We start from the raw sequence: 20,584 nt of genomic DNA, 5'->3' as shown, positions 1-20,584 counted from the left end.
CTTCGAGGAGGCAGATCACCGATGTCCCCCCTGTCCGGCCGCGCGTGGCGGACGGCGGCCGCGCTGCTGCCGGCCGCAGCCGCCGCGGCGCACATCGGCCCGGCGGCCACCTGGCTCCCTGCCGTGCGGCTGCCGTTCTGCCCCGGGCTCTGCGGCGCCGGACACGCCCGGCACGTCGCGCTCACCTTCGACGACGGACCGGACCCGGTGTCGACTCCGCGCTTCCTCGACGCGCTGGACGCGCTCGGGGTCCGGGCGACCTTCTTCGTGCTCGGCGAGCGCGTGGTCCGCCACCCCGAAGTGGTCCGGGAGACGGTACGGCGCGGGCACGAGCTGGGGGTGCACGGCTGGACCCACGACCGCCCCTGGCTCCCCGCGCTCACCCGGGACGCGGCGGAGGTCGCCCGGACCGTGCGCGCGGTGCACGGCGTCACCGGGCACCGCCCGCTGTGGTACCGGCCGCCGTACGGCATCCTCACCACGGGCCGCTGGCGGGCGGCCCGGCGTGCCGGACTGCGGACGGTGCTGTGGTCCGCGTGGGGCAGGGACTGGACGGCCGACGCCACCCCGGACTCCGTACGGGCCCGGGTCGCGGCGGACCTGCGCGGCGGCGGCACCGTCCTGCTGCACGACTCCGACCGGCACGCGGCCCCCGGCTGCTGGCGCGCGGCCCTCGGCGCCCTGCCGGCCGTGGTCCGGGGCTGCCGCGAGGCGGGCCTCACGGTCGGCCCCCTCCGCGAGCACGGTCCGGGACCGTCCGCAGCAGCCCGCCCGGAGTGACGCGGAGCCGCACGGATGCCGGTGGCGGCACGGGAGGAAGGGAGTGAGCCCGCCGCTCGCCCGGGCCGGCCGGGCCGGGCGGTGTCCGCCCCGTCCCCGAGGCGGACGCCGGGTGCACGGAGGACCGGCCCCGGGGTGGACCGGTGCGGCGGCTCGGCGGGAGCCGTGCCCGGTCCGTTCCGGAGCCGGCGGGCATCACCGGGCGAGCGGACGGTCGTCGGTCCAGCCCACCGCCGTCGACCGCCGGAGCAGCCGCCGGTCAGCTCCGCGGCCCGCCGCCGTCGGCGGAGCCGGAGCAGCTCCGCAGCGTCCGCACCGGTGGGCCCGGTCGGCTCACAGGTCGTCCACGCACTCCATCGGGTCGCGCCGGAACAGCGCGAGGCCGCGGGCCACGCGTTCCGCGCGTTCGCGGCCGTCCTCCGTGAGGCGGGCGAGGGCCTTCAGCAGCGCGGCCCCGTCGGGGGCGAGTTCCGACAGGCCGAGCTCGGCCATCCGGCGCACGCCCTCCGCCCCGTGACCGGGCAGCGGACGGTGGCCGACCAGGGGCAGGCCCGCGGCCAGGGCCTGCACGGCGGTCTGGCCGGCGGCGTTGTCCACCAGCGCGTACGACGCGGCCAGGAGCCCCGGCATGTCGTCCACCCAGTCCAGGGCGAGCGCCCCGGGCTCGCGGGAGACCCGGGCGAGGAGCTGCCTGTTGCGGCCGCACAGCACCACCGGGAGACAACCGGCCCCCGCCAGCAGCCGGGCGGTGGCGGCGGGGCGGGACGCGGCCCCCCACGCGCCGGCCGACACCACGACGGCGGGCCGGCCCGGCGCCCGCCGGGCGAAGCGCTCCCGCCAGCGTGCCGCCCCGGGCGCCGGGGCACGGAAGGCCGGCGCGACCACCGGCCCGGTCGTCACCACGGGCGTGTCGAGGAACCGGCGCACCTCGGCCGCCGCCGCGTCCGTGAGGCACAGGTACCGGTCGTTGCCCGGGTGCAGCCACTGCCGGTGCACCGCGAAGTCGAGCAGGAAGACGGCGCTTGGCACCCGCAGCACGCCCCGGGCCCTGAGGTCGCCGGTGAGCTGTGCGGCCAGGTGGAACACGGACACCACGACGTCGGCGTCCAGCCGGTCCACGAGGTCCGTCAGCCGGGGGCCGGCGAGCCGGGCCAGCGGGACCCCGCTGGGGCGCCGGCCGGGACCCGCGCGGAGGAAGGCGTGGTAGACGCCGGCGTAGACCCACGGCAGGTGCCGTACCGACGTGCGGTATCCGCGGCGCAAGCCCGTGCCGAGCCCGTACGGCAGCAGCCGCAGGACGTCGGCCACGTGGGCGTCGTGCCCGCGGGCCGTGGCGCGCCGGGCCAGTTCGGCGGCCACGGTGTCGTGACCGGCTCCCATGCCCGCGCTCACGATCAGGATCCTTCGCCGGCGGCCCGGCGCATCGGGGTCGGTGGTGTGCACGGGGGCCGATTCTCCGGTGCCGTCGCGCCCGGACGGCGGACGCGGCGGCCGTGTCGCCGCACCGGACGGCCGCGGGCGTCCGCCACGAGCCGTCCCGGGGCCGCGGTCCGGCTGCGCGGCGCCCGGCACGTGCCAGTCTGGATGGACCGGCACGGGGAAGCGTGCGGGCGGCGAGCACGGGAGGAGCCGTGGGGCGGTTGCGGCGCGGCCTGCATCGCGCGTGGGAGTGGCTGCGCGTCCGGGCCCTGTTCGAGCACGGCCGTGAGCTGGAGCTGATGCACCGGGCCATGGGGTTCGCCACCCTGGCCCTGGTCACGCTGGCGCCGCTGCTGATCGTGGTGGCCGCGGCCGCCCCCCTGGTGCGGGGCGGCTTCGCCTCCTGGCTCACCGACGGCATGGGACTGTCCGGCCGGTCCGCGCGGGTGCTCACCGATGTCGTCAGCCCGCCCCGGAAGGTGATCGGCACCACCAGCGCCTGGAGCGCCGTGCTGCTCGCCGTCTTCGGCGTGGCCTTCGGCGGCAGCGTCCAGAACGCCTACGAACGGATCTGGGGCCTCGCCTCGGGCCCCTGGCACCGGGTGTGGCGGCAGGCGACCTGGCTGGTGGTGCTGACCGCGTACCTGTACCAGGAGGTGGTGACGAAGACGGCCCTGCCGGGCGACCACCGGATCCTGCTGTCCGCGGTGAGCGGCGTGCTGTTCTTCTGGTGGGGGCAGCGGTTCCTGCTGGGCGGCCAGGTCCACTGGCGCGCCCTGCTGCCGGGCGCGCTGGCCACGGTCGTCGGCCTGGGGGGCCTGCGCGCCTTCTCGCACCTCGTCTTCACCCCGCTGATCGTCACCAACGCGCTGAGCTACGGGGCCGTGGGCACGGTGCTCGTCGTCGAGTCGTGGCTCATCGGCGTCGGCTTCGTCATCTACGGCGGCGCCCTGTTCGGCCGCTGGTTCACCGAGCACCACTGGATGCCGTCGCACCACCGCGACGAGCCGGACGGAACGCAGGACGACGGAGCCTGGGCGGGGTAGCGCGCAGCTGTTCACGCGGGGGATCGCGGGGCCGGCCGCGCGCGGGCCCGAGCGGTTCCACGACGGCCGGGCCGGGCGGCGAACGGGCGGATCCGGCCCCTCCCGCGTCCCCGGCACCGCCGACCGCAGGTGACCGGCCGCGGTCGCCGCACGGGTGGCCGCCCCACCGTGCGCACGCGTTCCGGCGGGCGGACGGGACCTGCGCCCGGCCGTGGACACCCTCGTACGGGCCGCCGAGGGCCCCGGCGGCGGCCGGTGCGGCGTCCGGGCGGGAGAGGGGCCGAAGGGCCCTGTCCCTTCGGGAGGCCCGAGCGCACGATGGCCAGGTGCCCGAGATCGCCGACTTCCACGCCCTCGACCGGCAGGCGTGCCTGCGCCTGCTGGGCGAGGCGCCCGTCGGCCGGGTCGTCTACACCGTGCGGGCGCTGCCGGCCGTGCTGCCGGTCGACTTCCTTCTCGACGCGGACTGCTCCGTGGTGCTGCGCACCTCGGCCGACTCCGACCTGGTCCGAGCGGTCGACGGTGCCGTGGTCGCGTTCGAGGCGGACGAGTTCGACGCGGTGGCCCGCTCCGGCTGGAGCGTGGTCGTGACCGGCCGGGCCGCTCTCGTGACCGATCCGGCCGAGCACCGACGCCTCACCCACGTCGGCCCCGGCTCCTGGATGCCCGTGCGGAACGGAGTCTTCGTGCGCATCGAGTCCGACATGGTCACCGGGCGCCGGCTGACCGGGGCGTGATCGGACAGGCCGGACAGCGCTGATCCGGTCCCGCACCGCGCGGACGGCGGGACCGGGGCGGGAGCCGTGCCCCGGCCGGCGTGCCCGACGGCCGCGCCCGGCGTTCAGCCCCGTACCGGGAGGAGGGGGACATCGACTCCCCCCGGAATCCGCCGTCGCGGGCTCAGGCCGAGGTGTCGGGCAGCCACATGTCGGGACCGAACACCTCGTAGCGGATGCGGCGTGCCGGCACCCCGCCCTTGAGCAGCTGTCCGCGCACCTCCCGCATGAACGGCAGCGGACCGCACAGGAACACCGTGGCGCCTTCGGGCAGTTCGACGCCCTGAAGGTCCATCAGGCCGACGCGGGCACCGGGCTCCTCGGGGCCGGGCCGCTCGTACCAGAACACGGAGCGCGCGCCCGGGAGCCGGTCGGCCAGCTCACGCGTCTCACCGCGCAGCGCATGGTCGGCGGGGGAGCGGTCGGCGTGCAGGACCAGCACCGGGCGGCGCGAACCGAGGGCGGCGAGGTGGGCCAGGATGCCGGTCATGGGGGTGCATCCGATGCCTGCCGACACCAGCACCACCGGGTCGGCGGCATCGGCCGGGTCGTCGAGGAAGACGTCGCCGAAGGGCGCGGACAGAGTCAGCTCGTCGCCCGCGTGCACCTGCTCGTGCAACAGGGCGGAGACCTCGCCGTCCGGTGCGCCGCAATCTCCCGCGACCCGCTTCACGGTGATCCGCCGCAGGTCCCCGCCCGGGGCGGACGACAGGGTGTACTGCCGCAGCTGCCGCACCCCGTCGGGCATGCGGACCCGTACGCTCACGTACTGGCCCGCCCGTGCCCGGGGCGCCGGAGCGCCGTCGGCCGGGCGCAGCAGGAAGGACACCGTGTCCGGGGTCTCCGTGCGCCGCTCGACGACCGTCCACTGCCGCCAGATCCCGCCGGGCCGGACGCCCGCGTCCTGGTAGAGGCGTGCCTCCTGGGCGATCAGGGCGCCGGCCATCAGCCAGTACACCTCGTCCCAGGCCGCGGCCACCTCCGGGGTGACGGCGTCGCCGAGGACCTCGGCTATGGCGCCGAACAGGTACTTGTGCACGATCGTGTACTGGTCGTCGGTGACGCCGACGGCGGTGTGCTTGTGCGCGATCCTGGCGAGCAGGGCGTCCGGGCGGGTGTCCGGGTCCTTCAGCAGGGCGGTCGCGAACCCGGCGATCGACCCGGCCAGCGCACGGCGCTGCGCGCCGCTGGCCTGGTTGCCGCGGTTGAACATCCCGTCGAGCAGCTCCGGGCGGTCGCGGAACATCGCGCCGTAGAAGCGGGCGGTGATCTCGTCCAGGGCTCCGGCCACGGCGGGCAGCGTGGCTCGGACCGATGCGGCGGATTCTGCGGACAGCATGGAGGACCTCCCGGACGGGCCGGATGAAGGGGGAAGGCGGCCGATCGCCTCGGCGGCGTCTTCTGTGTATCAGTCGCCGGCCCCCGCTCCGGTGCCGTTCCGCCCCGGTGGGCCGAAGAGGGGCCGAAGGGCCCCCCTCACCTCGGGCGCACAGGCCCGCCCGACCCGCCCGGCCCAGGGGCCGGACGGCACTGCTCCTGCGCCCGGGCTCGGCACCGGGCCGCCGGATGCCCGCCGCCCCCGCCCGCGCTCTAGGCCAGCTGCCGCCGCACCAGCTCGTGCAGCCGGCCCCCGGTGTCCGCGAGGAGGTCGGCGGGGGCGCCCTGCTGAACGATCCTGCCGTCCTCCATCACGATCACCCGGTCGGCGTCCAGGACGGTCGACAGACGGTGGGCGATGACGATCCGGGTGGCGTTCAGCTTGCGGGTGCTGTCGATGACGACGCGCTGGGTCTCGTTGTCCAGGGCGCTGGTCGCCTCGTCGAGGAAGAGGATCCGCGGGCGGCGGATCAGCGCCTGCGCGATCATCAGCCGCTGCCGCTGGCCGCCGGAGATCGCGCCGTTGCCCCCCACGATCGTGTGCAGGCCCATCGGCATCCGCTGGATGTCCTCCGCGAGCCCGGCCAGTTCGGCCGCCGCCATCGCCTCCTCCGGCGTGTACGCCTCGGTGCCGCAGATCACGTCCAGGATGGAGCCGGTGAACGGCTGGGCGTGCTGGAGCACCACCCCGCACTGGCGGCGCACCGCCGACTGGTCGAGCGCCGCGAGGTCCTGCCCGTCGTACAGGACGCTGCCGGAGACCGGCCGGTCGAAGCCGATGAGCAGGCGCAGCAGCGTGGACTTGCCGCAGCCGCTCGGGCCGACGATCGCCACGAACTCGCCCGGCCGCACGGCGAAGGACACGTCGTCCAGGACGAGCGGGCCGTCGTCGGCGTACCGGAAGGACAGCCGGCGGGCCTCCAGCGCTCCGGACAGCGGTCCCGGGCGGGTGCTGGCCGTCCGCACCTCGGGCGTGGCGTCCAGCACCGGCCTGATCTCCTCGAACAGCGGCAGCGCCGCCACCGCCGACACCAGCGCGCCGGTCAGCTGGGTGACCGAGGTGAGCACCATGGTGACCGAGGTGTTGAAGGCCAGGAAGTCCGCCGCCGGCATCGCGCCCTTCGCGGGGCCGGCCAGCAGCATGAACATCAGCAGCGTGCAGACGGGCAGGTAGACGGCGCCCAGCACGGTGGTGAGGTTCTTGATCCGGCCGGCCTTCTGCTGGAGCTCCCGGCTGCGCGCGAACTGGCGGGCCCAGGCCGCGTAGGCGTAGTTCTCGGCCGCCGCCACCCGCAGCTTGGGCAGACCGCGCAGGGTCTGGAACGCCTGGTTGTTCAGCTGGTTGCCGAGCGTCACCAGCCGGCGCTGCCAGCGCACCTGCCACAGCCCGAGCCCGAGGAACACCGCCGCGATGACGACGAGCATCCCGAGCGCCGCCATCGCCAGCGGCACGCTGTACCACAGCAGCAGGCCGAGGTTCATCGCGCCGACCGTCACCGACTGCGCGACCACCGGTCCGACGCCCGCCAGCATCCGCCGGATCGCGCTGACGCCCATCGCGGCGCCGGCCAGCTCCCCGGTGGAGCGCTGGGTGAAGAACCGGGTGGGGAGCCTGAGCAGCCGGTCCCAGACGGCCGGCTGGAGCGCCGCCTCGATCCGGCCCTCCAGACGCAGGATCGACAGGTTCTCCAGCAGCGTGAACGCCGCCGCCACCACCCCGCTCACCATCACGGCCAGGCACATCTGGGCGATGAGGCCCTCCTGCGCCCGCGGCACGTACTCGCCGAGCACCTTGCCGGTGGCGATCGGCACCAGCGCGCCGATCGCCACCGTCACCAGTCCCGACAGGAGCAGGCTCAGCAGGTCGCCGCGGGTGCCGCGCAGACTGAACCGCAGCAGCCCGAGCGGCCCGAGCGGCTTGTCGGGCAGCGGCCGGTAGAACATCACCGCGCGCGGCTCGAACTCCTCCGCGTTCGCCTTCTCGACCGGCGTCTCCCGGCCGGTGCCCGGGTGGACGGCGACATAGCCGCCGCGCCGCCACAGCAGCGCCACCGGCGTCCCGGACAGGGCCCGGCGGCCGACCAGCGGGCCCACGTTCTCCCGCCACCAGCGCCCCTCCAGGCGCACCGCCCGGGTCCGCACCCGCGAGGCCAGCGCCACCCGTTCGACCGGGTCCAGCCGGTCGCTCTCGGCGCCGCCGCGCGCGGGCTCGGCGAGGGCGATGCCGGCGGCGTCGGCGACCAGCCTGCACGCCGCGTACACGGCGTCCGCGTCGGCGGCCGTCGCACGGCGCGACGAGCGCCTGCCGATCGAGGCCAGCAGGGTCCGGTCGGCCTGCGCCCGGACCTCCTCACCGGCCTTGATCCCGGCGGCCGCACGTGTCTCGTGGCTGCGCTCCAGCTGCTCGATCCACCGGTCCAGCGCGGTCAGCAGCCGGTACTGCTGGTCCACCATGCTCTGCCACAGCGCCGGGTCCATCAGCAGGTCGGCGGCGGCCTCGGCGCCGTACAGGGAGCCGTACTGCACACTGCCCGGCGGCACCTGCATCCAGAACACGTCGTCGTCGGCGGGCGCGGCGGTCCGCTCGTGCGCCACCGGGGCCTGGAACAGCACCGACAGCCCGCGGCCCACCCCGAGGGCGAGCGCGTACTCCAGCGGGCTCGTCGTCGGCGGCACGTACTGCGGGTTGCCGTACTCGTCGTACGACCAGGTCTGCGTCTGCGCCGGCTGGTACAGCTCGCGCAGGCTGACGCGGTGCACCACGCAGTCCTGGACCGGGCGGGCCACCAGGGTGTGCCGGGGTCCCGCGACCGGGCCGAGCAGCAGCGTGCCCGCCTCCAGCCGGCCGAGGTGGTGCCACTGGCCCTGCTGCGCGGCGTCCACCGCGAACAGGTCCAGGGCGCCGGCCGCGACCAGCCACAGCACCTGCGGACCCTCCAGGTCCAGGCGGCCCAGGCCGGCGCAGTCGAGCCGCGTGCCCAGCCCCCCGAGCGCCCCGAGGACGAGGTCGTCTTCCCGCACGGACGTCATCTCACCGCTCCCTGACCAGTGCCGCGTACGCGCCGCCGCGCGCCACCAGCTCCTCGTGCCGCCCGCGTTCCACGACCGTGCCGTGCTGCAGCACCACGATCTCGTCGCTGTCGCGGACCGTGCTGAGCCGGTGCGCGATCACCACGCAGGCGCAGCCGCGCCGCCGCAGGTTGTCCATCACGACCAGTTCGGTCTCCGCGTCCAGCGCGCTGGTCACCTCGTCGAGCACGAGGATGCTCGGCCGGCGCACCAGCGCCCGCGCGATCTCCAGCCGCTGACGCTGGCCGCCGGAGAAGTTGCGGCCGTCCTGCTCGACCCTGCTGTGGATGCCGCCGGGACGGCGCATCACCACGTCGTACAGGGCGGCGTCCTTCAGCGCCTCCACCACGTCCTCGTCGGGGATCGACGGGTCCCACAGGGCCACGTTGTCGCGGACCGAGCCCTCGAAGAGGAACACGTCCTGGTCGACGAAGGACACGGAGGCGGCGAGGGCGCCGCGCGGGATGTCCTCCAGCCGGCGGCCGTCGATGCGGATCACCCCGTCCCACGGCGTGTACAGGCCGGAGATCAGCCTGGAGACGGTGGACTTGCCGCTGCCGGAGCCGCCCACCAGCGCCACCTGCTGCCCGGGGCCCACGGTCAGGTCGAAGCCGGTCAGCAGCGGCTTGTCCAGCGGGCTGTACCCGAAGGTGACGTTCTCCAGTTCGACGTGCCCGTGCAGCCGGCGCGTCGAGCCGTCCCCGCCGGGCCGGGCGTACAGGGGGTCGGCCCGGAAGTTCTCCACGTCCTTCAGCCGGGCCACGTCGGCCGCGAAGTCCTGGATGCGGCCCGCCACGCCGTTCAGCCGGGTCAGCGGGGCGGTGAAGCGGGTCACGAGCGCCTGGAACGCCACCAGCAGGCCCACCGAGATGTGCCCCTCGACCGCCCGCAGACCGCCGATCCACAGGATCAGCGCGCTGTTGAAGGTGGCCAGCGCCGGCGCGACCACGCCGAGCCAGGCGCTGGGCACGCCGAGCCGCTGCTGCTCCTCCAGGGTGGTGGCGTGCTGCCCCGCCCACTTGCGGAAGTAGCCGTCCTCGCCGCCGGTCGCCTTCATCGTCTCGATCAGCTGCAGCCCGGTGTAGGCGGTGTTGGTGAGCCGGGCGGTGTCCGCGCGCAGCTTCGCCGTCCGGGTCGCGCGCAGCCGCACCACCAGCCGCATGGCCAGCACGTTCAGCAGGGCCACGCCGATGCCGACGAACGTCAGCTGCGGGTCGTAGGTGTAGAGCAGCACCGCGTACAGCACGACCACGACCGCGTCCACGCCGGCCGCCGCGAGATCGCGGGCCAGGGTCTCGGCGACCTGGTCGTTCGACTGCAGGCGCTGCACCAGGTCGGCGGGGGAGCGCTGGGCGAAGAACGTCACCGGCAGGCGCAGCAGATGGCGCAGGAAACGGGCGCTGGACAGGGTGGAGGAGATGATCCGGCCGTGCAGCAGGTTGGCCTGCTGGAGCCAGGTCAGCGCCAGCGTGAGCAGGACGCAGCCGGCCATCGAGGTGAACAGCACGCCCAGCAGCGAGGTCTGCCCGCCGATGAGGAACGTGTCGATGTAGGTGCGGCTGAGCGCGGGCACGGCCGCGCCGACCGCGACCAGCAGCAGGCTGGCCAGCACCGCCGCCGGGAGGGTTCCCGCGGTGCCGCGCAGCCGTGCCGGCAGGGCGCCGAGCACACCCGGCCGGCGTCCGCCCCGGCTGAAGTCCTCACCGGGCTCCAGTACGAGCACCACCCCGGTGAAGCTGCCGTCGAACTCCTCCATGGGCACGAAACGGCGGCCCTTGGCGGGGTCGTTGACGTACACCCCGCGCCGGCCGAAGCGGCGGCCCATGCCGTCGTAGACGACGTAGTGGTTGAACTCCCAGAACAGGATGGCCGGGGCCCGTACCTCGGCGAGGGCGGCCAGGTCCATCTGCATGCCCTTGGCGGTCAGGCCGTAACTGCGGGCCGCCTTCAGCAGGTTGGAGGCGCGGGAGCCGTCACGGGAGACACCGCAGGCGATGCGCAGCTCCTCCAGCGGGACGTGCCGGCCGTAGTGGCCGAGCACCATGGCCAGGGAGGCGGCGCCGCACTCGACGGCCTCCATCTGCAGCACCGTGGGCGTACGGACGGTGCCGGTACGGGTCTTGGGGACCGGCCGCTTCGCGGGAGCGGCCCTCCTGCGGCCGCGGGTCCCCTCGGCCTCCCCGGTGCGGGCGGTCACGGCAGCAGCCAATCGACGGGACGCTGGTCGGCGAGCCGGACGGCGCCGGTGGCCAGGGTCATGGACTCCAGCCGGAACGGCGGGCCCCCGGCGGTGGACCAGCGGTAACCGCTCCTGGTGGAGGGGGAGGTGAGGAGCTTCACGAGCACGGCGACCGGGCGGCCCCTGCGGGTGAACTGCTCGCCGAGCTGCCGGTCGCCGAGGAACGCGGCGATGGACTGGGCGGACTGCGCGGTGCGGTCCACCGACTTCACCTCGCCGCGCAGCACGCCGTAGCGCTGCGCCGGTACGGAGGCCACGGTCAGGTCGACCCGGGCGTGCGCCGGGACGGCGGCCGCGTTCTCGGCGGGCACGTACACGGTGGCGTACAGCGGGTCGGAGGCGTGCGCGACCTTCTCGATCGCGGCGACGTCGGTGCCGGTCCGCACGATCTGGCCGAGGGTGGCCGCGAGCGTGGTGACGCGGCCCGCCGCGACCGTCCGGACGACCGTCTCGCCTTCGGCGGTGCGGACCTTCAGGACGGGAGCGCCGGCGGGCAGCCGCCGGCCCTGCCGGGTGAGGACGGCCGTCACCTGCCCGTCCACGGGGCTCTGCAGCACGTAACTGCCCTGCCCGTGGGTGAGGACGGCGGGTGCGCCGACCGTGGAGGCGACCGAGCCGGTCACCGCCCACATGGAGGCGGCCGCCATGACGACGACGGTGACGCCGAGCGCGAGCCAGCCCTGCGGGCGGGCGAGCCGCACCGGGAGGTCCAGTTCCTCCGGCGACTGCAGCTTGGCGAGGGCCTGTTGGCGGAACTGCACGGGACTTCCCTCACCTGTGGGTAAGACACATGTCGAGTCAGTACATCGATGAGTCCCGGAGCCGGGGAGCGGCTCCGGGACTTCGGTGGCACCGAGGTGCGGTCAGAGACCGGCGACCAGGTTGGTGACCGGGGCGGTGTTCACGCCGGCGACGCCCTCGACGGTGCCGACGACCGTGTTGACCAGGCCGTTCACGCCCGGGGCAACCTCGTTCACGGTGCCGAGGGTGCTGTTGAGGGTGTTCACCGACAGGCCGCCGGAGACGTTGTCCAGCTCGGCGTCCGAGATCTCGACGGTCTCGACCTGGGGGGTGGAGTTCATGGTGGAACTTCCCTTCGTATGAATGGTTCTCAAGGGGGAGAGCGGCCCCCTCTGGGGACAGACGGACGGCCGCGGCCACGGGCGCCGGGCACCCGTCTCCGGGGGCCCGCCGGACCCCGCGGTGCGATGGATCAAAGCACGCACGCAGTCCGCGCTTCCACTCAACCGTGGCTCTCACCTGGGCACTTGGCAGGCGAAGGGCTGCAACCGTGCAGGTGTGCGCACGGCATGTCGGCGACTCCTTCACATGCCGGGCCGGCATCGCCGCGGCGACCGCTCGGCCCGCCGGAGGGCGAATTGGGCACTTGTCGCCAAAGGCGCTTCCGGGGGCACGCGCATGTGCAGATCGCCTGACGGCCGTGGGGCGCCTGGGCATTCGATGTGCAGATTCCCTGAAGGGGGGATTCCGCTTTGCCTCCGGCACGCAGAGTGATCGTTCTGTCGCCCCGAGTGTCAGCCCAGGATCGCGTACACCGTGCTCGCCCGCGCGGCGAGCGCGCCCGACGCCGCATCGCGCAGCGTGACGTCCGCGAACGCCATCCGGCGGCCCAGCTTGGTCAGGACCGCCTCGATCAGGACATCCGCCCCGGCCACCGCCCGCTGGAACGACGTCGACTGCTGCACCGTCGTCATCGGCACGAAAGCCCCCCGCGCCGCCGACACCGCGATGACCGTCGCGGTGTCGGCCGCGGCCATCAGCGCCTGCCCCGACAGGCCGCCGCCCTCCCGGGCCAACCGGTCCGACCAGGGCAGACGCAGCACGGCACGGTCCTCGCCGACCTCCTCGACGCTCAGCCCGAGATCGAGCACCCAGGGGGCGAAGCGGGTGGAGAGGACGGCGCCGGCCTCGGCGGTGGTCATCGTCATACGGGCGATCGTTCCCTGCCGCCGGCCACGGCACGCCGACCCTGGCCGATTTCCCGCCCCGACGCCCCGGCGCGGAAACGGAATTGAACACACCGCGCGGCCGGTGCGTACGTACGGCCATCCAGGCGCCCCAATACGAACTGCCCGTGAGAGGCACACCCCCGTCCCCAGGAGGTCGAGAAGTTTGAGTCACAAGCGAATGCCCAGGCGCAAGGCCGCGATAGCGGTGGGCGGTGTCGCGGCTCTCGGAGCGGCGGCCCTGCTGCTGCCCCACGCCAACGCCTCGCAGGACGAGAGCCGGGCGTCGGGCGCCACCGGCGCCGTCAAGACCCTGAAGGCCGACGACGCCTCCGACCTCGCCGCCCGGCTGCAGAAGATCCTCGGCGACGCCTTCGCGGGGTCGTACTACGACAGCGGGAGGCAGCAGCTCGTCGTCAACGTGGTCAACGGCGACGGCAATGTGATCGTCCAGGCGAAGAAGGCGGGCGCGGTCGTCCGCCAGGTGGAGAACAGCACCGCCGAACTCGAAGCCGCCGCGAGGACGCTGAAGACCGAGGCGACCATCCCCGGCACCTCCTGGGCCGTCGACCCGCGCACCGACAAGATCGTCGTCACCGCCGACAGCACCGTCACCGGCGCCAAGTGGAACCGGCTGCAGTCCACGGTGCAGGACCTCGGACCCGGCATGGCCTCCCTCAAGAAGTCCGCCGGCGCCTTCAAGACCTTCGTCTCCGGCGGCGACGCCATCTTCTCCCAGACGCAGGGCGGCAACGTCCGCTGCTCCCTCGGCTTCAACGTCACCGCCTCCGACGGCAGCCCCGCCTTCCTGACGGCCGGTCACTGCGGTGTCGCCGCCGAGCAGTGGTCCGACTCCGCGACCGGCGAGCCCATCGCCACCGTCGACCAGGCCACCTTCCCCGGTGAGGGCGACTTCGCCCTCGTCAAGTACGACGACCCCGCCACGCAGGCGCCCAGCGAGGTCGACGCCGGCAACGGCCGGACCGTGCAGATCACCCAGGCCGCCGAGGCCACCGTCGGCGAGGCCGTGTTCCGGATGGGCTCCACCACCGGGCTCCACGACGGCCGGGTCACCGGCCTCGACGCCACCGTCAACTTCCAGAGCGAGACCGACCCGGACGGCGTCGACACCGTCACCGGTCTCATCCAGACCGACGTCTGCGCCGAGCCGGGCGACAGCGGCGGTTCCCTCTTCACCCAGGACGGCAGCGCCCTCGGCCTCACCTCCGGTGGCAGCGGCGACTGCACCAGCGGCGGCCAGACCTTCTTCCAGCCCGTCACCACCGCCCTGCAGGCCACCGGCGCCACCCTCGGCGACGGCGGCGCCGGCGCGGGCGACCAGGCGGGCGCCGGTGACGAGGCCGGTGCCGGCGACGAAGCCGGCGCGGGCGACCAGGCGGGCGCCGAGGGCCAGGCCGGGGCCGGTGACGAGCCGGGCGCCGGCGGCGAGGCCGGCGCGGGCGAGCAGGCCGGGGCCGGTGACGGGACCGGAGCCGGTGACGAGGCCGGCGGCGAGCAGATCGGCGGCGGCGCCGACCCGGCCGGCGAGCACTCCGGCGCCGGTGCGGCGCAGGACGGCCACTCGTCCCCGACCCGCACGCACTGAGCGCACCGCCACCCTTGACTCCCCGCCTGCCCTCCGCGGTTCCGGCCGGCGGGGACGGTCCGGCCCTCCGGCGGGAGGGCCGGACCTCGCCGCGCGTCAGCCGCCGGGGCGCGTCAGCCGTCGCCGCGCGCCCGCAGCAGCAGCACCGCCACGTCGTCCACCCGGTCCCGCGCCGCCGTGGCGTGCCGGACCACCTCGTCCGCCAGGTCCTCCAGCGGCCGGCCGCCCGCCTCGGCGAGCAGCCCGCCCAGGCCGGCCAGCGCGTCCTCGATGTCGACGCCCGGGGACTCCACCAGGCCGTCGGTGTACAGGACGAGCAGCGAACCCGGCGCCAGGGGCACCTCCGTCGCCGGATACACCGCCGCCGGGTCGATCCCGAGCAGCGGCCCCCCGGCCAGGTCCAGCACCCGCACCCGTCCGTCCGGCCGTCTCAGCAGCGGCGGCGGATGACCCGCCCGCGCCATCACGGCCCGCCCCCGCGCCGGGTCCAGCCGCAGATACAGACAACTGGCGAACAGGCCGGCCCCGAGATCGATCAGCAGCCGGTTGGTGCTGCCCATCACCTCGTGCGGCCCCTGCCCCACCGTCGTGAACGCCCGCACTCCCGTGCGGAGCTGCCCCATCAGGCCCGCAGCGGTCACATTGTGGCCCTGCACGTCCCCGATCACCGCCGCCGCGTGCGGCCGGGCCGGCAGCAGGTCGTAGAAGTCGCCGCCGATCTCCATGCCGTGGGTGGCCGGCAGATAGCGGGCCGCCGCCTCCACGCCGGGCAGCGCGGGCAGCGAGTGCGGCAGCAGCGCCTGCTGCAGGCCGTGCGCCAGGCGGTGCTTGGCGTCGTACAGCAGGGCCCGCTCCAGGGCCTGCGCGATCAGCCCGCCGAGCGAGCTCAGCACCGCCCGCTCGTCTGCGGGGAACACCTGCGGCTCGGCATAGGCCAGGACGCAGGCGCCGACCGGCCGCCCGGACGCGACCAACGGCAGGCAGGCCCAGGCCGCGAAGCCGTCCGGCCCCTCCTTCCGGCCGGGACACAGCCGCTCCAGCTGCTCGCGTGAGCCGAGGAACGCGGGCACCCCGCTGCCGAGCACCTGCGTGCCCGGGATGCGCTCGGACAGCGGCAGTCCGTCGAACCGCTTCACGACCTCGGCGTCCGGGTAGCCCCGGTGCCCCAGCACGTGCAGCCGCCCGCCCTGCGCCCGCAGGAGCATCAGCGCCTGACTGCCGACGGCCGGCGCCACCTCGTCCCAGACCAGCTGCACCACGTCCTCCACCGACACCGCCTCGGTCAGCGCCCCCGCCAGGCTCAGCACCTGGGAGATGGTCACCAGCCGGGACGGCGCCGGGACGGCCCGCGGAGCCGTGCGCGCCGTCTCCGTCACCGCACGCGCCCGGCCGATGCGCACGCTGAGCCCGGTGGCGCCCGGGTACAGCCGGAAGGACAGCCAGTCGCCCGGCGGGCGCAGCGCCACGAACGACGTCGCCCGCTGGCTGATCAGTGCCGCCCGGTAACGGTCCTCGTACACCGGGTCGTTCAGCCAGGGCACCGACACCCACGGCAGCGTGCCGAGCAGTTCCCCGGCGGGTGTGCCGAGCAGTTCGGCGGCGGCCGCGTTGACGAAGCCGATCCGGCCGTGCAGATCGAGCGACACCAGCCCGTACGGCAGCCGGGACACCATCCGCGCCGCCTCGGCCGAACCCGGCGTCCCCGCCACGCCCGACACCGGCGCCGCGAGCACGTCCGGCTCGCGGCCGAGCGGCCGGTTCTCCGCCGCGGCCCGCTCCAGTTCCAGCGCCAGCCGGTGGCAGGCGGACGCCAGGCGATCGCGTTCCCGGTCCGACAGCTCCGGCGGTCGCGGACCCGGCCAGGTCAGGAAGACCGCGCCGTGCACCGCGCGCTCGGTCGCCACCGGCGCGGCGGCCAGCGCGAACGGATACGGCAGCACCACCGAGATCCGCGGGTAGCGGCGGGCCATCTCGTCCTCGCCGCCCACCCACACCAGCCGCCGCCGGCGCACCGCGTCGGCGACGGGGACCGGCGCGCTCAGCCCGACCCGTTCCCACGGCGCCGCGAAGGCCCGGGGCATCCCCGCCATCACGGCCATCTCCAGCACCGGCTCGTCGGGCCTGAGCAGATAGACCGCGCCGGAGTGCGCGTGCACCTCCTCCAGCAGTGAGGCCAGTGCGAGCGACAGCACCGGCCGGCCGGTCTCCGCCCCGCCGGCCCCCGGCGCCCGCGGCGGGTCTGGACCGTCGGACACGCCGACCACCTCCTCGTACGGCCGCGCGTCGCGCCCAGGTGACCGGACGCGCTTGCGGCGCCGCCCCGCGCACGGCCGGCGCACCTGCGGTCCTCCGCGTGCGCCCCCGCGGCGGCGGGCTTCGGATACCCCGCGAGGCCGTCCCCACGCCTCGCCGGAGTCCGGGGGACGGGGCACGCGCCCGTCGCCCCGAAGAGCGGGGGCGGGCGAGATCCCGTCGTCCCGGGGGTTCGGGCGGGCGCGCCGTGTGCTCCTTCGTGCTCCAGCACGGCGCCGGAGCACCGACGGCGGGCGTGTCGCAGCGAAGGAGGCGCGGGGGCGGTGTATGGGCCCGGCGTGTGCGCCCCTGCCGCGCCGGGATGGCTGAAACTGTGCGTATCGGCGGGGATTGCCGCCGGTCGGGGACGGGTGCCGCTCGCGAGCGGGCCGTGGCGGGATGTACGGCGACCGGATTCCGCCACTCGCGGGCGGAGTCGCCGGTGGCGGGCGCCGGACCGGCCCGCCCCGGGTACCGGATGACCTGCGCTGGCCGAATCGTCACTCCAGATCAGAGGCCGGGTTCAGCCACTCGCCGGACGGCGGTGGAGGCACCCGCGCCCGGCGCGGATCCACGGCGGAAGGGGCGCCGGATGAGCCTCCAGCGGCAGCTTTTTCCGGCGCGCGGGGTTTGCGGCGAAGACGCCGGGGCAGACGCGGCTGCGGCGATCCGGCCGCGCAGTCGTGTGCGGCGAGGGACCGCCGAAGTCGCCCCAGGGTGACGCGAAAGCATCGCCTGAGTACGCTCCGTTCAACTTCAGGGGGTTGCTATCGAGTGACTCACCGTGAAGACTGTGGCCGAGTTCCATCGAAACGAAGGTGATGCGGGTGCGCATCATGCCAATCGTCGGACGGCATGGGCTGAGACTGCGTATTGTCACACCGCGTTTCGGGCACTCGGGGCCGTCGGCTCCGTGTGCGTGAACAAGCCGGGAGGGGCCCGCGTGCACGCTGCGCGGGAAGGTATCGCCGAGGGGGATGATCCATGTCGGGTTGGTGCGCAGCACGCCGGGATGCGCAGGGGGGCCGCGGCCGGCCGCGCAGCCGCCTGACGTGTTGAGGGCCTGAGAGCTCTCGGTCCGTCCCGGCGCCCCGGCCGGCGTCCGCCGACCGCCCGGCCGCGCACCAGGAGGCGTGCGGGCGGCGCGCCCGCCCGGACCGGTTCCCGCGACGGCGGTGAGCCGTGCCCGGGGCCGCCCCGGCCCCCTGCGCCGCCGGCCGCCTCCGGACACCCCCTGCCCGCGCGACTTTTCCGTGCCCCGCACGCCGTCAGCAAGGAGACAAGGTGATCAGCAAGCAACTCACGGGCGACCCGCTCCTGCTGGAGGTGATGCCCGAGCGCTGGCGGGGCTTACGCGAGGCCGGACCGGTGCGGTACGACGAGTCCCAGGGGACATGGCAGGTCCTCGACCACGCCACCGTCTCCACCGTGCTCGCCGACCCGGCGACGTACTCCTCGGACCTGTCCGACCTCACTCCCACCCAGGCCGACTTCGAGACCTTCCGCCAGGGCAACTTCGTCGGCATGGACCCGCCGGAGCACCGCAAGCTCCGCACGCTGGTGAGCCAGGCGTTCACCCCGCGGGTCGTCCAGGGGCTCGAGCCCCGCATCGAGGCGGTCTGCGCCCGGTTGCTGGACGCCGTCGCGGACCACGACCGGTTCGACCTGGTCGACGCGCTCGCCTATCCGCTCCCGATCATCGTGATCGCCGAACTCCTCGGGATCCCCGCCGAGGAACACCGGCTCTTCCAGGAGTGGGCGAGCGTGCTGTTCGGCGGCGAACAGCTCGGCGAGGCGCCCGACATGGCCGACCTGGAGCGGGCCCTGGAGGCCATCGCCCCCACGGTGCGCGAGATGAACGGCTACATGCTGGAGCACATCCGCGCCCGCCGCGCCCGCCCCGGCGACGACCTGACCAGCAGGCTCATCGCCGCCGAGGTCGACGGCGTCCGCCTCGCCGACCAGGAGATGGTCGGATTCGTGGCCCTGCTGCTGGTGGCCGGTCACATCACCACGACCGCGCTGCTCGGCAACGCCGTCGTCGCCTTCGACCGGCACCCCGGCGTCCACGCCGCGCTGCGCGCCGACCCCGCGCGCATCCCGGCCGCCGTCGAGGAGGTGCTGCGCTGGCTGCCCCCCTTCCCCGAGCTGGGCCGCCGGGTCACCCGGCCCGTGGTCCTCGGCGGTCACGAGATCCCCGCGGACGCCCTGCTCATGGCCCACCTGGGCGCCGCCAACCGGGACCCGGCCCGCTTCGGGGAACCCGACGTCTTCGACATCGGCCGCACCCCCAACCCGCATCTGACCTTCGGGCACGGCATCCACTTCTGCTTCGGCGCGCCGCTGGCCCGGCTGGAAGCACGCATCGCCCTCCACATGCTGAACAAACGATTCCGCACGCTGGGGATCCCCTCCTACGAGGACGTCGTCTTCCAGAACCCGGCCGTCATCGTCGGCGTACGACATCTGCCCGTCGAGGTCGGCAGACCGTAACCCGGCGCGCACGCACGCGCCCCCGGCCGGTCCCCGCGCCGCTCGCCACGGGTCCGGCCGGCACACCCGCACATGAGACCCACCCACGGGAGTCCCCTTCTCATGCCGTACACCACACCCACCGCTCCGGCCGCCTCCAGGACGCCGTCGCTGTTACGCCGGGAGCTGCAGGACCGTCTCGACACCCTCGCCCGGACCCACCGCGTGCCCGGCGCCCAACTCGCCCTGGACACCGGCACCGACGTCGTCGCGCTGCACACCGGCACCGCCGACACGGCGACCGGGGCCCCCTTCACCCGGGACACGGCCGTCCCCCTGGGCTCGCTCACCAAGCCCTACACCGCCGCCCTCGTCATGCTGCTGGCCGACGACGGAGACCTGGACCCCGACGAGCCCGCCGCCGCGCACCTGCCCGAACTGGCCGGAATACCCGAGGTGACGATAGGTCACCTCCTCAGCCACACCGGCGGCCTGCCCACCGGACCCGACTCCGACACGGCCGCCGCCACCACGGCCGCCCGCTACCTCGCGGCCGTCTGCACCGCCGACGCCCAACTGTTCCCGCCGGGAACCGACTTCTCCTACTCCAACGCCGGGTACGTCGCCGCCGGCCGGCTGGTGGAGGCCGTCACCGGCATGCCGTGGCACGAGGCGGTCGCCGCCCTGCTGCTCGAACCGCTCGGCACGGCCCCCGCGTTCCTGGGCGGGAGCGCGCACACCCGCCCGGCCGCCGCCGGACACGCCGTCAACACCGCCACGGGACGCCCACTGCCGGCCCGGCAGAACCTGGCGCCGCTCGAAGCGCCCGCCGGTGCGCTGCTGGCCAGCGCCGTCGACCTGATCGCGTTCGGCAACGCGCTGATCGGCCGCTCGCACGTCCTGCCGCCCGCCGTCGCCAAGGACATGCGCCGCCCCGAGCCCGCGGCCCGCCCCGGCGCGCTCGCCGACGGCTGGGGCCTCGGAGTCGCCCTGTACCGGCAGGCCGACCGGGTGTGGTGCGGACACGACGGCAACGCCCAGGGCACCTCCTGCCATCTGCGGGCAGACCCGGAGAGCGGCATGGTGGTCGCCTTCACCGGCAACGCCGCGGGCGCCACCGCGCTATGGCGCGACCTCACCGACGAACTGGCCCGGCTCACCGGCGTGCGGGTACCCGCCACCGCCCAGGACGCGGACCGGGACCGGGGCCGCCCGGTGGCGCTGCCCGAGTGCGTGGGCGCCTACCGCAACGGCACCACGGTCTACTGCGTCGCGCCCGGACCGGACGGCTCACCGGCGCTCTCCGTGGACGGCGACCTGCCCCTCCCGCTGGTGTGCTACGCCGACCTCGCGTGCGACCTGCGGGATCCGGCCACCGGCCGCCTGGAGCCCGGGGGCCGCTTCCACCGCGACCCCGCCACCGGCCGGATCGACCGGGTGCAGATCTCCGGGCGCACGGCACGCCGCACCGACGACGGCTGAACCGCGCTCGCCGCCGCGCCCCGCGGCACCGCCGCCGTGTGCGGCACGCCGCCGGCGGA

General features: G+C 75.0%; 14 protein-coding genes. 6 read left to right on the top strand and 8 right to left on the bottom strand.

What is annotated here, in order from left to right; translation table 11 throughout:
* The first annotated feature begins 21 nt into the window (after positions 1–21).
* Complete coding sequence (locus ABZ261_RS13495) at positions 22–780, top strand: polysaccharide deacetylase family protein (protein ID WP_356858546.1); 759 nt, start codon at positions 22–24, stop codon at positions 778–780.
* Positions 781–1,113: 333 nt separating this feature from the next.
* Here the strand turns inward: ABZ261_RS13495 and ABZ261_RS13490 are convergent, their stop codons facing one another.
* Positions 1,114–2,160, bottom strand: coding sequence for a galactosyldiacylglycerol synthase (locus tag ABZ261_RS13490; protein WP_356858724.1), 1,047 nt, complete (start codon positions 2,158–2,160; stop codon positions 1,114–1,116).
* 260 nt (positions 2,161–2,420) lie between these two features.
* Between ABZ261_RS13490 and ABZ261_RS13485 the strand changes: the two genes are divergently transcribed.
* Together ABZ261_RS13485 and ABZ261_RS13480 are read left to right on the top strand one after the other, a co-directional pair.
* A complete protein-coding gene (locus tag ABZ261_RS13485) occupies positions 2,421–3,245 on the top strand; it encodes a ribonuclease BN (RefSeq protein ID WP_356858722.1) in 825 nt (274 codons plus the stop codon).
* A gap of 326 nt (positions 3,246–3,571) precedes the next feature.
* Positions 3,572–3,982 (top strand): pyridoxamine 5'-phosphate oxidase family protein, encoded by a 411-nt coding sequence (locus tag ABZ261_RS13480; protein ID WP_356858544.1) that lies wholly within the window; start codon positions 3,572–3,574, stop codon positions 3,980–3,982.
* A gap of 163 nt (positions 3,983–4,145) precedes the next feature.
* On the opposite strand, the gene ABZ261_RS13475 is transcribed toward ABZ261_RS13480, so the two are convergent.
* From ABZ261_RS13475 to ABZ261_RS13450, 6 genes are all read right to left on the bottom strand, one after another.
* Positions 4,146–5,360: a globin domain-containing protein gene (locus ABZ261_RS13475; RefSeq protein ID WP_356858542.1), complete on the bottom strand. Its 1,215-nt coding sequence runs from the start codon at positions 5,358–5,360 to the stop codon at positions 4,146–4,148.
* A 251-nt stretch (positions 5,361–5,611) separates the two neighbouring features.
* Positions 5,612–8,428, bottom strand: a complete 2,817-nt coding sequence (locus ABZ261_RS13470) for an NHLP bacteriocin export ABC transporter permease/ATPase subunit (RefSeq protein ID WP_356858540.1) — start codon at positions 8,426–8,428, stop codon at positions 5,612–5,614.
* 1 nt (position 8,429) lies between these two features.
* Positions 8,430–10,547, bottom strand: coding sequence for an NHLP family bacteriocin export ABC transporter peptidase/permease/ATPase subunit (locus tag ABZ261_RS13465; protein WP_356858720.1), 2,118 nt, complete (start codon positions 10,545–10,547; stop codon positions 8,430–8,432).
* A 113-nt stretch (positions 10,548–10,660) separates the two neighbouring features.
* Positions 10,661–11,467: an HlyD family efflux transporter periplasmic adaptor subunit gene (locus tag ABZ261_RS13460; RefSeq protein WP_356858538.1), complete on the bottom strand. Its 807-nt coding sequence runs from the start codon at positions 11,465–11,467 to the stop codon at positions 10,661–10,663.
* Between the two features lie 102 nt (positions 11,468–11,569).
* Positions 11,570–11,788 (bottom strand): type A2 lantipeptide, encoded by a 219-nt coding sequence (locus tag ABZ261_RS13455; RefSeq protein WP_356858536.1) that lies wholly within the window; start codon positions 11,786–11,788, stop codon positions 11,570–11,572.
* A 453-nt stretch (positions 11,789–12,241) separates the two neighbouring features.
* Entirely contained in the window at positions 12,242–12,655 is a 414-nt protein-coding gene (locus tag ABZ261_RS13450; protein ID WP_356858534.1) for a PaaI family thioesterase, read from the bottom strand.
* Positions 12,656–12,854: 199 nt separating this feature from the next.
* Here ABZ261_RS13450 and ABZ261_RS13445 point away from each other — a divergent pair, with 199 nt between their 5' ends.
* Positions 12,855–14,279: a S1 family peptidase gene (locus tag ABZ261_RS13445; protein WP_356858718.1), complete on the top strand. Its 1,425-nt coding sequence runs from the start codon at positions 12,855–12,857 to the stop codon at positions 14,277–14,279.
* Between the two features lie 113 nt (positions 14,280–14,392).
* On the opposite strand, the gene ABZ261_RS13440 is transcribed toward ABZ261_RS13445, so the two are convergent.
* A complete protein-coding gene (locus ABZ261_RS13440) occupies positions 14,393–16,534 on the bottom strand; it encodes a SpoIIE family protein phosphatase (protein ID WP_356858532.1) in 2,142 nt (713 codons plus the stop codon).
* A 1,321-nt stretch (positions 16,535–17,855) separates the two neighbouring features.
* Here ABZ261_RS13440 and ABZ261_RS13435 point away from each other — a divergent pair.
* Together ABZ261_RS13435 and ABZ261_RS13430 are read left to right on the top strand one after the other, a co-directional pair.
* On the top strand, positions 17,856–19,064 hold the full coding sequence (locus tag ABZ261_RS13435; protein WP_356858530.1) for a cytochrome P450: 1,209 nt from the start codon (positions 17,856–17,858) through the stop codon (positions 19,062–19,064).
* A gap of 102 nt (positions 19,065–19,166) precedes the next feature.
* Positions 19,167–20,525 carry a serine hydrolase domain-containing protein gene (locus tag ABZ261_RS13430; protein ID WP_356858529.1) on the top strand — a complete coding sequence of 453 codons (1,359 nt, stop codon included), beginning with the start codon at positions 19,167–19,169 and terminating at the stop codon, positions 20,523–20,525.
* Positions 20,526–20,584: the final 59 nt, after the last annotated feature.

Origin of the sequence: Streptomyces sp. NPDC006193 (assembly GCF_040613915.1) — a bacterium.
Lineage (GTDB): Bacteria > Actinomycetota > Actinomycetes > Streptomycetales > Streptomycetaceae > Streptomyces.
Note: the sequence above shows the minus strand (reverse complement) of the source record. Positions and strands in the feature narration are given on the sequence as shown.